Source organism: Paenibacillus sp. FSL H7-0716 (genome assembly GCF_038002705.1).
GTDB classification, from domain to species: domain Bacteria; phylum Bacillota; class Bacilli; order Paenibacillales; family Paenibacillaceae; genus Paenibacillus_AQ; species Paenibacillus_AQ odorifer.
In genome coordinates this window covers 190,593-204,614 of sequence record NZ_JBBODA010000009.1, presented here as the reverse complement: position 1 = coordinate 204,614, position 14,022 = coordinate 190,593, and the positions used below count along the sequence as shown (strand labels likewise).

11 protein-coding genes are annotated in these 14,022 nt (G+C 44.4%); 4 read left to right on the top strand and 7 right to left on the bottom strand.

The features are described from left to right. The first annotated feature begins 22 nt into the window (after positions 1-22). Entirely contained in the window at positions 23-889 is an 867-nt protein-coding gene (locus MHH60_RS14620; RefSeq protein ID WP_332098360.1) for a sugar phosphate isomerase/epimerase family protein, read from the top strand. A gap of 63 nt (positions 890-952) precedes the next feature. On the opposite strand, the gene MHH60_RS14615 is transcribed toward MHH60_RS14620, so the two are convergent. After that, a complete protein-coding gene (locus MHH60_RS14615; protein ID WP_076138869.1) occupies positions 953-1,462 on the bottom strand; it encodes a DinB family protein in 510 nt (169 codons plus the stop codon). A 142-nt stretch (positions 1,463-1,604) separates the two neighbouring features. Here MHH60_RS14615 and MHH60_RS14610 point away from each other — a divergent pair, with 142 nt between their 5' ends. Continuing rightward, complete coding sequence (locus tag MHH60_RS14610) at positions 1,605-2,633, top strand: glycosyltransferase family 4 protein (RefSeq protein ID WP_076138870.1); 1,029 nt, start codon at positions 1,605-1,607, stop codon at positions 2,631-2,633. A gap of 157 nt (positions 2,634-2,790) precedes the next feature. Further along, entirely contained in the window at positions 2,791-3,759 is a 969-nt protein-coding gene (locus MHH60_RS14605; RefSeq protein WP_076138871.1) for a glycoside hydrolase family 43 protein, read from the top strand. 73 nt (positions 3,760-3,832) lie between these two features. Here MHH60_RS14605 and MHH60_RS14600 read toward each other — a convergent pair whose 3' ends face one another. After that, positions 3,833-4,627 carry an AraC family transcriptional regulator gene (locus tag MHH60_RS14600; RefSeq protein WP_076138872.1) on the bottom strand — a complete coding sequence of 265 codons (795 nt, stop codon included), beginning with the start codon at positions 4,625-4,627 and terminating at the stop codon, positions 3,833-3,835. A 133-nt stretch (positions 4,628-4,760) separates the two neighbouring features. Here MHH60_RS14600 and MHH60_RS14595 point away from each other — a divergent pair, with 133 nt between their 5' ends. Then, complete coding sequence (locus tag MHH60_RS14595) at positions 4,761-6,104, top strand: glycoside hydrolase family 30 protein (protein WP_076138873.1); 1,344 nt, start codon at positions 4,761-4,763, stop codon at positions 6,102-6,104. Positions 6,105-6,192: 88 nt separating this feature from the next. Here the strand turns inward: MHH60_RS14595 and MHH60_RS14590 are convergent, their stop codons facing one another. From MHH60_RS14590 to MHH60_RS14570, 5 genes are all read right to left on the bottom strand, one after another. Next, on the bottom strand, positions 6,193-8,610 hold the full coding sequence (locus tag MHH60_RS14590; RefSeq protein ID WP_256715258.1) for a glycoside hydrolase family 31 protein: 2,418 nt from the start codon (positions 8,608-8,610) through the stop codon (positions 6,193-6,195). Positions 8,611-8,632: 22 nt separating this feature from the next. Next, positions 8,633-10,237 (bottom strand): extracellular solute-binding protein, encoded by a 1,605-nt coding sequence (locus MHH60_RS14585; RefSeq protein WP_076138874.1) that lies wholly within the window; start codon positions 10,235-10,237, stop codon positions 8,633-8,635. A gap of 45 nt (positions 10,238-10,282) precedes the next feature. After that, on the bottom strand, positions 10,283-11,206 hold the full coding sequence (locus MHH60_RS14580; protein ID WP_076138875.1) for a carbohydrate ABC transporter permease: 924 nt from the start codon (positions 11,204-11,206) through the stop codon (positions 10,283-10,285). Positions 11,207-11,223: 17 nt separating this feature from the next. After that, positions 11,224-12,147 (bottom strand): ABC transporter permease, encoded by a 924-nt coding sequence (locus tag MHH60_RS14575; RefSeq protein WP_036689753.1) that lies wholly within the window; start codon positions 12,145-12,147, stop codon positions 11,224-11,226. Positions 12,148-12,229: 82 nt separating this feature from the next. After that, the gene (locus MHH60_RS14570; RefSeq protein ID WP_076138876.1) at positions 12,230-13,834 is read right to left on the bottom strand and encodes an extracellular solute-binding protein; all 1,605 of its coding nucleotides are present in this window, start codon (positions 13,832-13,834) and stop codon (positions 12,230-12,232) included. Between the last annotated feature and the right edge of the window lie 188 nt (positions 13,835-14,022).

Genomic DNA, 14,022 nt, shown 5'->3' with positions numbered 1-14,022 from the left:
ACTATTATGAAGGTTATTACTCATACTTACTCTATTAAAGGAGAGGTTACCCATCAGATACGGAACTCTAGCCCACACATTTGGCTGCCTGCCGCTCAAGTCGTTAACTGCAACCCTTCAGAATTATGATATCGATTTTGTTCAGCTTGCATTATCCAAAGCCATTCAGGACATCGACACTTCTACCGGTAAACTAAGTCCAGGTCTTGCCAGCTATATTGGCGAACAATTTGACAAAGCAGGAATACGCATCGGTGTTTTGGGCTGTTACATCAACCCTGTTCATCCGGATCCTGTCATCCGAAGAGCTGAGATCAATCGTTTTAAAGAGCATCTTCGTTATGCCCGCCAATTCGGCGCACCTATGGTGGCAACAGAGACAGGCGCTCTGACTACTTTTCAAGCACAAGATCCGGTCCATTACGAGGCTATCGGCTGGGATACGTTAAGGGCAACTGTAGAAGAACTTGCAGAGGAAGCTGAAAAATGGGGCGTTTTTATAGGACTAGAGGGGGTCTGCACACATACACTTTCTACACCAGACAAGATGCGCCGCATCTTAGATGAAGTCCCATCAAGCTGTATAGGTGTTGTATTGGACCCTTGTAATTTTATTGGCACGGCTGCGCATTTGCAGGATCAAATTGTCGATGATTCCTTCAGATTATTCGGCGACCGCATCATTCTGGCGCATTTAAAAGATATCTATCAAGATGGTGAACAAGCATACCACGGAAAAGCAGGCAGCGGATTATTCCATACCGAAGCTTTCCTGCGCAAACTCCAAGAATATAAGCCAATGATCGATGTGTCATTAGAAGATATCAAGGATCTGGAGGTTAATGATACCGTTGCTTTACTGAAGAAGCTTGCTCCGATAACACAATAAAAACCCACTTCTGAGGATAGGTGTTAGCAGCAGCTGCGCATCTATCCCCAGCTTTATCTATACTCAAAAATAATGCTTCCAGTTATTGAGCAGATGATCATCCTCTTTCTGCAGCAATTTAGAGGCATATACGATTTGACCTGTATGATAGGAATAATGCTCTGCCGCTCCGATCATAATCTTTTGAATACTCCAAGTATAATTCTCCATTCCAGCCCCCTCAGGGAAACTAATGGTGACCTCCCGTTCTAGATCAGCCTTCGTCAAATTGCCCACAACCAAGCGACTTTCTTCCCTGACCTTCCGCATATACTGCAATAATTCCTGTGATGAATAACCGCCTCTGGTCAAAAATTCATTAGGTCTATCTCTTTCTATTGGCTTATTGCCGATTCCGCTGACCAGATGCTGATATTCGCTGCCCGCAATATGCAGGCATAGGTTACCAATGGCATTCATTTTTGACTTTGGACGAAACCATATCGCTTCGGTCGATAGCTTATTTACAGCTTGCTCCACATACCCCAAGGATTGATCGAGCCTTCTCATACATTCGATAATGATTTCACTCATACTGACCCCTCTTCCTTCTCCTTTTGTTTATAAGCTTGATAAATGGTACTTTTCTATAGGAGCTGAATAAAATAAGAAATAGAACGATTGAATCATATTGTTTCACTATTATAGCTCTAACTTGGAAGGGACGGGATTATCAATGAGATTCACATTCCCTATTCTGACCTTATCTCATGGCGGAGCACAACGTATGCTAGTAGAGCTCACCAATGGGCTGACAGACTTGGGTCATCAGGTCAATCTCCTTTTGCCTGTGGATGGCGCTATTTCTTATGATGTGCGCGCAAACGTAATCCGCTCCTCACATATGAATATTCACGAGCATGACTTTCCTCCCGGAGACGTCATTGTTTCTAATTATTATACAACTGTCCCCATCGCCCAAGCAGCAAGCCAACAAGGAAAAGGGGTTCATGTACGATTATCTTTATGTTATGAGCCACCTTTTTTACCGGATAACGGACGCTCCTTCCCCTCCTATCACATCACTGAGCATCTAATCGTTTTATCACGTTGGCAGCAGGAGCTGATCCGTTTAAATCATGGCATCACCGGCAGTATCGTGCCCATTGGCATTAGCTCCTCTTTTAAAAATATGAATATCCGTCACAGTCTTCAAGAGCCTTTAAACATAACAGCTATATTAAGAAAAACAGAACGAGGTTTCTCCTGGCACCGCGAGCAAGATTACCTTATAGAACAGTTGGATTACGTAAAAAGCGAATATCCCGATGTAAATATTAACTTCATCAGTCCGCCTGACGAGTTCAACACCTCAGAAATTCTCCAAAGAATGAAGGCTACTGGCAAATATCGGTTCTTTACGCCAGCAAATGATGAGGAGCTCTGCTATCACTATAACGGCGCGGATATTTTTGTTAGCTCAAGTATTTTTGATACAGGTTCTTTACCGGGACTTGAAGCCATGCGTTGTGGAGCAGCGTTAGTCTGTGTATATTCGGGTGGGAATATGGAATACGCCCATCACAAAAAAAACTGTTTGCTCTCTTATCGATATGAGAACCGGCTCGGTGAAGATGTCATCCGCTTAATACGTAATCCCAACTTAAGAACTAAATTAGCGGAGCAGGGGGAAAGATATTCGCGCAAATGGACTTGGGAAAATAGTGTTAGATTATTTGAACAAGCGATCACAGATTTATTATAAAAATATAAAGAAGCAAGTCTCCGATGGCTGAGATTTGCTTTTTTATTGATCCAAAAGAATCATTGACTAGAGAAATAATACAAGATAATATGTAAGCGTTATCAATTGCAAAATGATGAAACACTTTAGAAAAATCTAAACTAAAAGGAGAAGGAATATGGCGAAAAAAGGTAGGCAAGGTTATCGGTTGTTATTGTTGTCTTTTTTAATGCTTTTTACAACTGTTTTCTCAGCAGGATCGCAAGCTCATGCAGCAACCTGGAATCTGACTGGAGATACTAACGTACACGACCCTTCATATATCAAAGAGGGAAACACACATTGGGTATTCAGCACAGGATCAGGTCTCCAAGTGATGTTTTCAAACGATGGAACAAACTATATTCGCTCCCTTCCGATTTATAACTCGAAACCCTCCTGGTGGAGCTCTTACGTTCCCAATCAAGAAGGGCTAGATGTATGGGCCCCAGAAATTTTCTACTATAACGGTACCTATTACCTCTATTATTCAATCTCCACATTCGGCTCAAGAGTGTCTGCTATTGGTTTAGTAACTACTAAATCGATCTCCGGGGGACAATGGACGGACCAAGGTGTCGTTATCTCGTCTAATGACGCCTCCAATTATAACGCCATTGATCCTAACATTACGGCAGATGCTAACGGAAACCTATGGATGACCTTCGGTTCCTGGAGCAACGGAATTTACATTACCTCCATCAACAAAACAACCATGAAGCCAACGGGCAACTCGTATCGCATTGCGACTAAATCCGGAGGGATTGAAGGCTCCAGCATGGTTTACAATCCAAATACCGGATATTATTATCTATTCGTATCCATTGGCCAATGCTGCTCAGGTGTAAACAGCACCTATAAAATTGCAGTGGGACGCTCAACCAGCGTACTGGGTCCTTTCTATGCGAAGGACGGTACCGATATGAAAAATGGCGGGGCTACGGTCATCGATAGCGGCAACAGTTTTTGGGCGGGTCCTGGTGGACAGGATATATACGGAACCAACGTTATCGTCCGCCATGCTTACAGTGTCGCCGAGAATGGCGCACCCAAATTGTTAATCAGTGATCTCGAATGGGATTCTGCTGGCTGGCCTTACTATAATTAACGTCTAATCAAGGAGTTGCCCCTGAGTCCTACTCTGTGATTTATGGGGCAGCTTCTTTTTACTGATAAACCTTCTACTCTCTCTTTCGATAGATCCCTGGCGAGACACCATAACGCTCCCGAAACACCCTGTGAAAATAGGTGTAACTTCCAAACCCCGTCTCCTCTGCTATACGCTCTAAGGTGTAATTGGTATTGTCCATTAATCTCAGTGCCATCGCAAGCCGGATTTGCCCCGCATATTGCATAATAGAATAACCGAATTGGATCTTGAATAAATGTACAGCCCTTGTCACACTAATTCCAGCATGAGCGGCTACGTCCTTTAGTCTAATCTCTGAAGTAGCATGCTCCTCCACATAACTCTTCATCTTAAGTCCGTGTAGAAGCGAAGCCGAAGATGATGCAGGTGCCTCTTCCATAGCCCGATCTAACAGCAAACATAATGCTTTAAATAGTGCTTCAAGTATTTCAGGGCTACCCCCGTCTAGTCTTCTATTCTCCAGATCAAGCTGTTGCCATATACTTTGCAGCTTACCATCATCCGCAATTCTAACCTTTTTGGGTCGCTCACGCAGGTTCCACCAGTGGTCCACCCATTCCCCTGTACACATTACAAAATAGTCCACACTATGTCCCAGAGGACTTTTCTTTTCGCCGATTCTCAGATCATATATATCATAGGGCTTAAATAATAGTAGATCCCCAGGCATTACGGTAGTCATTTCTCCATCAATGAGGACTTCACATTCCCCTTCGGCTTGCAGCCTGATGATATAGGTATCCAACCCACTGCGATATAGTTGCCGAAAAGGCTGAGTATGGCGGATAAATCCACACAGACTAATTTGAACGCTGTTTGTTTCCATCGCATTCGCTCCTCTTTCTATAGTAGTTGATGACCAGATTGTTGAGGTTCTTAGCCATATAGTTTCTTCAAAGTGCAGTGAATCTCCTTCTATAATAAAGACAGAATTCATATGTAGGAGGTTACCAACCATTATGAGTAAAACTATTCGCGTCATTCAAACCGCTAAAGAAACCACGGATCGTTTAACAGAAAAGGACCCTCTGATTTTCCTTCCCGATACGTCAGGAGTCGAATCAGAGCTAATCAATATCTATGATGATCTGGAGTATCAAGAAATTGAAGGCTTTGGTGGAGCCCTTACGGAGTCCTCTGCCGTTACTATCGCTAAACTTAGTGCAGCTAAACAAAAAGAAATCATCGACGCTTATTTTCATCCTGAGCACGGCATTGGATACACCCTTTGCCGCTCACATATCCAAAGCTGCGACTTCTCACTAGGCAACTATGCTTATGTAGAGGAAGGCGATGCGGAGCTACGTTCATTCGATATTTCCAGAGATCACGAATCGATTATCCCCCTCATAAAAAATGCTGCCGCAGCAGTAGGTGAAGATTTCCGTCTGTTCTCTTCCCCATGGAGTCCTCCAGCGTTCATGAAGACAAACGGCCAAATGAACGGAGGCGGAGCTCTTAAGCCTGAATATCGTGAGGCTTGGGCTAACATGTTCGTTAAATATATTGAGGCGTACGCTGCAGAAGGGATTGATATCTGGGCTGTCAGTGTTCAGAATGAAGCCAAAGCTGTACAAAGATGGGATTCCTGCCTGTATACCGCTGAAGAAGAAAAGGATTTTGTGCGTGACTACTTGGGACCTGCTCTGGAACAAGCGGGCTTGGGCCATGTAAAAGTTATGATCTGGGATCATAACAAAGAACGGGTGTATGACCGTGCTAAGGTTGCTTTTGAAGATCAAGCAGCGTCCAAATACATATGGGGAATCTGCTTCCACTGGTATTCCGGTGATCACTTCGAAGCCCTCTCTGCTGTACATGACCGTTTCCCTGATAAAAAGCTGTTCTTCAGCGAAGGCTGCCAAGAAGGTGGCGTTCATCTCGGCTCATGGAACACTGGTGAACGTTACGGACATGATATCATCGGCAATCTGAACAACTGGATGTCGAGCTGGACAGACTGGAACATTGTCTTGGATGAGCAAGGTGGACCTAATCATGTAGGAAATTACTGCGACGCTCCAATTATCGGAGATACCAAAAACGATGAAATTACTTTTGAGAGCTCATTCTATTACATCGGGCACTTCAGTAAATATATTCGTCCGGGTGCTAAACGCATTGGTTTCTCCAAATATACAGATAAGCTTGAAACAACAGCTTTCCGCAACCCTGATGGCACTATTGCTGTTATCGTTATGAACCGCACAGAGCAAGAGCTTCCATTCACCCTGCGCTTCCATGACGAACTGGCTGAGAACATGATTCCGGCTCATGCCATTCAAACACTGCTAATTAAGTAGCAGCGGTTCATTCCTAATAAAAAAGAGGTTCTCTTTATGCCAGCGCACAGAGAGAACCTCCTTTTTATTAAATTAAATGAAATAGTGCTTAAAGTCTTGCCGATAGTATTTCACATAACGCTCCATACAGTGTATGTTCAAGATCCAACGAGGCAAGAGAAGCCAGGGCCGCCATCGGCGTTACTGCTGCTTTGACTACATGGTAAATTTGCTCTTTCAATTGGAAAAGAATTTGCGCACGGTTCAGAAGGCTGAACACCTCATCATCTACCGAATTCACCGCAATCCGGGCATCTGTGAACGTTACCTCCAAGGAATGCTCTACCGCTTGATCCGAAATCATGATCGTAAGCGTATGTGTAGCCTCATCATAGTCCATGTTTGCTTCGATTTCTGTGCCGCCAGCGAATACCTGTACCTTCGTATCAGCAAAACCGACAAAGGACAGCTTCCATGATCGCCGCTCAGGCACAACCTTTGTATTTCCCTGAGCAGAGAGAATCTTGAAGCTGGCTCTATCCCCCATTTCCAGGATCATTTCTGTATCACACCATTGATCGTCCTGATCCTCCGCAGTATCGCCCTCATCCTCCCAGAGATGAAAATGACCCCTTCCTCCCGCAAATACACGGACCTCCATATGCCCCGGATTATCCACTGAAGAGGTATATTGCGTCAGATCTGCCATAGGCACGATAGCACCCGCTTTAGCTAATACAGGGATATTCTCAAGATTGCGATAAAGAGAAAGCTTTCTGCCACCGTCGTACACTCTTCCGTTAAAAAAATCTATCCAAACCCCTTCAGGTAACCAAGCCTTAAATTCGGCAACGCCTACCTTTGGATTGACCGGCTGTGTAATCGGACAGGCAATAAGTTCCGTTCCAAAATAATATTCATTGGGCACTTCATAGGCTTCATTCGACAACGCATGATGATAATACATCGGTCGGATTAGCGGAAGACTTTCGCGGCTGGCGTAGCGATTCATGGTGTACAGATAGGGAAGTAAACTATGCCGCAAGCGCAGGCAATCCTTCATCACATCCTCCGCAATCTTATTGAATCGCCATGGCTCCTTGCTGTTAAAGGCACTAGCAGAACTATGTAACCGCAGAATAGGCGAAAACACACCGAATTGCACCCAGCGCATTGCTAACTCATCGTCTAAATAACCATTCATATGGCCCCCGATATCATGGCTCCACCAACCATATCCCACGTTAGCGGCGTTGGCTGTGAAGTAAGGCTGGAAATCCAGCGACTCCCAAGTGACAATGGTATCTCCAGAGAAGCCCACAGGATAACGATGGCTGCCAAGACCTGCATAACGGGAGAAAGTAATCTGCCGGTTGCCTCGCCGGCCGCTATCCAGATAGTGATAATGGTTCAGCATCCAGAGCGGATCTAGTCCCGGTACTTTAGTCACTCCACCCTGCTGCCAATCAATCCACCAGAAGTCCACACCTTCATTCTCTAGCGGATGATGCAGAAACTTAAAGTATGCCCGCAAAAAATTCGGATCCGTGATATCAAATTCCACAGCATCTCCTTTTTCCGGGTCCATACCCATCTCTGCAGCAATGGCCAGATAAGGATCTTCAAAGGCCCGTACACCGTCTGCTGGATGTACGTTGAGCGTTACTCGAAGGCCTTTTTCATGCAGCCATGCCAAAAATCTTTGAGGCTCCGGAAACAATTCCCGGTTCCAGGTATAACCCGTCCAACCACTGCCGTACTGCGGATCAATATCGACGAGATGCCAATCCATATCTATAACAGCGACGGAAAACGGAATTCGCTCGAGTTCAAACCGCTCCATTAACGCTTTGTATTCTTCTTCTGAATATCGGTAATAACGGCTCCACCAGTTGCCAAGGGCATAACGTGGCAATAGGGGCGTACGACCGCAAAGGTGATAGAAATCCTTCAAGCAGTGCAAATAATCATGACCGTATCCAAAAAAATAAACATCGAGGCCAGCCAACGCCCGTAGCTCTACCCGTCCATCCTCTTCCAGTACTAGGGAGGTGCTATCATCAACTAACGTATACCCCCTACGTGAAAGTAGTCCGTGCTCCAGCGGAATTGCACCATCTGCATTATCCAGTGTACGTGCTGTTCCTCCCAAATCTTGGACTGTATCTCCATAATTCCAGACACTCATTAGGTGACCCGCTTCGTTTCTCACCCGAACACTGAGACCATGCCGGGAGAAAGGCTGCTTGTCATAAGTTAAATGCAGGCGCTCCGTAATCAACTCAAGTTTATTCCCCAGATCAATTACACGGAACTCTGGAACCGGAAAATTGCGATTCACAACGGTCTGTGACGCCCGATCTTCGAAATAACCTTTCTCACTATATTCCATCCGGATAAGCTCCGGAGTTAAGACAGTGAACCGATAGCACTCCCCCTGAATAATCGCGTCAGCATTACTGTTTGGTTCAGAATGCAGCTTTAATTGGGCCGCCAAAGGGGTTGGCTCTTTCATCGTATTTCCCATCAAGTAAAAACCTCATTTCTTGTTATTCAACGCCCATATAACGGCTGAAAGCATCTGTCCGAATTTTCACCATCTTTTCGAGGCCCATCCCCCGCAGCTGCTTCACATAGTCATCCCACTGCTCGTCAATATCACCTGAGATTATAAATTGAGCACGCATTGTATTGACGTAACTGTCAATATCGGTGGTCAAGGTCGGCAGCTCCTGAAACTCTTCTGCAGTGTACATTACGTTGGGGAAAGGTGGTGTTGTGTAGTCACTTCCCAGCTTATCGAGTTGTAGCTTCAGCCCATCTCCGGTTTTAGGATTTAGAAAGATGGTCTTTTCAAAAGCTGGGCTTACATATTTCGGCCCGAAATCCCGGAGTGACTGTTCCCAATACCAAGCATCCGCACTGGTGCCGGTTGGAGGGTCCATCAATGTATACGTACCATTGTCATTTTTCTTAATCACCGTTCCAATGGCACCCCAGAAATTCTGAATGCTGGCTTCATTGGTATAGAACTGATCCGCCCAGCGTGCAGCAATTTCTGGATACTTGCAGGATGTGGTGATCAACAGCTCGTTGCGTTCCAGATTCATCCCATATGGGTTCCCAACGGTGTAGCGCTTCCCGTCTGGTCCAGCAATTGGCGGAATGGTCACATATTGATCACTCCATTTGCCAAACATAGCGTCTGGAGTCCACTGATAAGAGAAGCCTACGATTGGGGCATCCGGATTTAGAAACTTTGCCGATCTCATCGTTTCGTCTTGAGTGAATACCTCTTTATCAAGTAATCCATCTTTAAACAACTTACTCTCCCATTTGAGCCCTTCTTTGTACTCCTTTGAAATCGGGTAATAAACCGCATTTCCGTCCTTGACCACCATGAAGTTATTATTCAAATCTGCAATACCGAAGGGACTGATCAGATCATTACTTAATTCGATAAAAGGAATCTCATCCTGTTTTCCGTTTCCATTCGGATCTTGTTCTTTGAATGCTTTTAGCACGTTATAAAGCTCGTCTATCGTATCCGGTACCTTCAAACCCAATTTGTCCAGCCAGGTTTTATTGATCACAGGCTGACGTGAGCTTTTAGGACGTGAGGGTAATCTTGCAGGCAGCGAGTAGATTTTCCCGTCAGGAAAGGTGCTGATTTTTTTCATTTCCGGTGTTTCTGCCATAGCTGCTTTGAGATTAGGCATGTTGTGCTCAATATAATCATCTAACGGCCGAAATAAGCTTAAATTATTGACGATATCCGCATCTCCGAAGGTCTGACTCCCTAAAATGATATCAGGAAGTGTGCCGCTGGCCAGCATAATAGACTTCCGTTCACTCCAATCATTGGAGGACATCACCTGCCACTCGATTTTGACATTCGTGTTCTTCTCCAAATCCTTGAGCCATTGATTCTCGGTAAAAGACTCTCCCATGCTGACCCACCTGACAGTGAGTACTTTCAGCGTCACAGGCTTTTCCACTATCGGCAATCCTTCTTTGTTAAATTCACCCGGTTCAGGTTCAACAGAATTAATCCCACTGTTCCCTTTACAAGCTGTAAGGCTAGCAAGCAACGTTGTCACTAAAAGAATGACGGTGATTGTTCTATATATCCTGTTTTTTTGTTGCTTTTTCATAACGTTCTTGCTCCCTTACGAATGTTAGTAGAATAGCTGAATGTACTATTCCTTCACTGCACCGATCATAACCCCTTGGTTAAAGTATTTTTGTACAAAGGGGTACACACACATGATCGGAACCGTTGCCACGATAATAACAGAATACCGCATCATATTGGCGAGTCGTAGTGCGATTTGCGCAGCTTCACCGGTTCCCATCCCCGACTGCATCTGATTGGTGATCAGAATATTTCGCAGGATCAGCTGCAAAGGATACATATTAGGATTTTTCAGATAGATCAAGGCATTAAAATATGAATTCCAGTAACCAACGGCGATCCATAGACCCAGCACGGCAATAATCGCCTTCGACAGTGGTAAAACGATCTGTAGAAAATAACGAAGATTTCCACATCCATCGATCTGTGCAGCTTCCCATAAATCTCCCGGAATACTCGACTGAAAAAAGGTGCGGGCAACGATAATGTTAAACACCCCAACGGAGAAAGGCAGTACCATCACCAGAAATGTGTCGTACAGATGGAAATCACGGATCGTTAGAAAAGTCGGAATTAACCCTCCATTAAAAAACATCGTAAAGATGAAAAACAGGGAAAGATATTTTCGTCCCACAAGATCCTTTCTGGACAACGCATAGGCCGCAGAAATATTTACAATTAAACCGATTACCGTCCCTACCACCGTATACATGATGGTATTCCAGTAACCAATCCAAATATTTTCATGACGCAGCAGCTCTTTGTAACCATCGAAGGTGAACCCTTTAGGAAATAACCAAACCTGCCCCCCCGCCACCGCGGAAGGATCACTGAACGAAGCAATGACGATAAAATACAGCGGATAGATCAAGATAATTAGAAAAAGTGCTGATATAACATACATCACTATTTCCATTATAGTATCCGAGGAACGATTCTTCTTTATTTTCCCCACATTCCCTTTAGTAACTGTCTCTAAACCTCCCATTTCAATTCTCCTCCCTTCTACCACAAGCTATTTTCGCTTAGTTTTTTAGAAATCTGATTGACCATGATCAATAAAATAAAATTAATAACGGTGTTAAACAGGTTGATCGCCGAGGAAAAGCTGTATTGACTGCTGAGCAGGCCAATTTTGTAGACATAAGTAGAAAGAATTTCGCTTGAAGTGATGTTCAAGTCATTTTGCATTAAGTATACTTTTTCAAACCCAACCCCAAGCAATCCTCCAACCCGCAAAATCAGCAAGGTTATCGCTGTTGGCATCAGCATCGGAATATCGATATAACGAATTTTATGCATCCGGCTTGCTCCGTCTACGGTTGCCGCCTCGTACAAGCTAGGATCAACTGCGGAGAGCGCAGCGATAAAGATAATGCTGTCCCAGCCGACATGCTGCCACACATCCGACCAAACATATACACTGCTGAATAATCCAGCGGAGCCAATCAGATCAGGAGCCTCTTTTCCAAAAAGACTATATATATTGCCCAGCAGTCCGGTGCTAGGTGAGAACAAAATCATCATTAAACCCACCATTACTACCGTGGAGATAAAGTGCGGCATATAGGACACCGTCTGGAAAAAACGTCTGAACCGGTTAGGTCTCATCTGGTTAACCATCAGCGCCAGTATAATTGGAATCGGAAAGGTAATCAGACTGTACACACTGATGATCAATGTATTTTTAATCGTTGATGAAAATTGATAGGAATGAAAGAATTTCTCGAAGTATTTGAATCCAGCCCATGGGCTGCCTCCAATTCCCAACGCCGGGCTATAGTCCTTGAAGGCAATCAGCACCCCGTACATTGGCTTGTACGCGAATAATAACGTCAGAACTACAGCAGGAAAAAGCAATAGATAGAGACCCCAATTTTGTTTGATTTGTCCGAATTTCCGCCCGAAATGAAGTGGACCAGATTTCATGACATCCCCTCCTTATTTAAAATAGAGAATGCTACCCCACAGCTATCCTGTAGGGCAGCACCTTTTTCGAAAGACGAATAGGTTATTTCACGTTCATATAACGGCTGTAAGCATCCGTGCGAATCTTAACTAACTTTTCAAGTCCCATTTTATTAAGCTTACTCACATAAGCATCCCAGCCCTCGTCAATTCCACCTTTGCTAATAAATTGCGCCCGCATAGTATTCACATAGCTGTCGATATCCGTAGTCAAGGTTGGCAGCTCCTCGAACTCCTCAGAAGTGTACATTACGTTAGGGAAAGGTGTGGTTACATATTCACTGCCCAGCTTATCCAGCTGCAGCTTCAGTCCATCTCCACTTTCAGGGTTCAGGACGATTTTCGACTCGAAGGATGGGCTTACATATTTCGGTCCAAAATCACGTAGGGATTGATCCCAATACCAAGCATCTGCGCTGGTTCCAGCTGGTGGATCCATCAATGTATAAGTGCTATCATCGTTTTTCTTAATAACCGTTCCAATCGCGCCCCAGAAATTCTGAATGCTCGCTTCGTCAGTGTAGAACTGATCTGCCCAACGTGCAGCAACCTCAGGATATTTGCAGGATGTGGTGATCAGCAGCTCATTACGGTTAAGATTCATCCCAATCGGATTCCCGATCGTATAACGTTTACCATCTGGTCCGGCAATCGGTGGAATCGTCACATATTGATCGCTCCATTTTCCAAACACGGCGTCTGGAGTCCACTGGTACGTAAAGCCTACAATTGGAGCATCCGGATTCTGGAACTTAGCCGATCTCATCGTATCGTCCTGAGTGAATACCTCTTTATCTAGCAAGCCTTCCGCATACAATTTATTTTCCCATTTGAGACCTTCTTTGAACTCCTCCGAAACAGGGAAATATACCGCTTTTTCGTCCTTGATGATCATATTATTGTTATTCAAATCGGCAATTCCGAAAGGACTGATCAAGTCATTACCAATTTCAATAAAAGGAATCTCATCTTGTTTTCCATTCCCGTTCGGATCTTGTTCTTTAAAAGCTTTGAGCACGTTATAAAGCTCATCAATCGTTTCAGGCACCTTCAAGCCCAATTTGTCCAGCCAGGTCTTGTTAATCACAGGCTGACGTGAGCTTTTTGGACGTGCAGGAAGTCTTGTTGGCAGGGAGTAGATTTTCCCGTCAGGAAACGTGCTGATTTTTTTCATTTCTGGGGTTTCTTCCATAGCTGCTTTGAGATTAGGCATATTTTGCTCGATATAATCATCAAGCGGCCGGAAAAAGCTCAGATTATTTACGATATCGGCATCCCCAAAGGTTTGATCTCCCAAGACGATATCCGGAAGCGTGCCACTTGCCAGCATAATCGATTTCTGCTCACCCCAGTCATTGGAGGACATTACTTGCCAATCGATTTTGACATTCGTATTTTTCTCCAGATCCTTCAGCCATTGGTTTTGCGTAAAGGTGTCCCCCATACTCCCCCAACGGACAGTCAGCACTTTAAGTGTCACAGGCTCATTCACAATCGGCAGACCTTCTTTGTTATAGCTGCTTGTTTCATTTGTCGCTGCATTATTCCCGTTGTTACCGCCGCAGCCAGCAATTCCAAATACCATCGCAGCCGCCAGCAGACCCACAGTCCATTTCTTTGCAGTTTTTTTCTTACTGTGTTGACTCATCTCTTAATCCCCCATTTCAATTTATCAAAATGCATCTGAATAGCTTTATAATAACTTCTTATTTTTTCGTATTCCGGACACATTAAGACGGTTATCCAGACCTTTGAATTCGCTTACAAAAAATGCAAAAGCTAAATGCTCTGCTTGGGGAGATTTAATAACAGTATCCCGACTTCTGTATGTGCTAT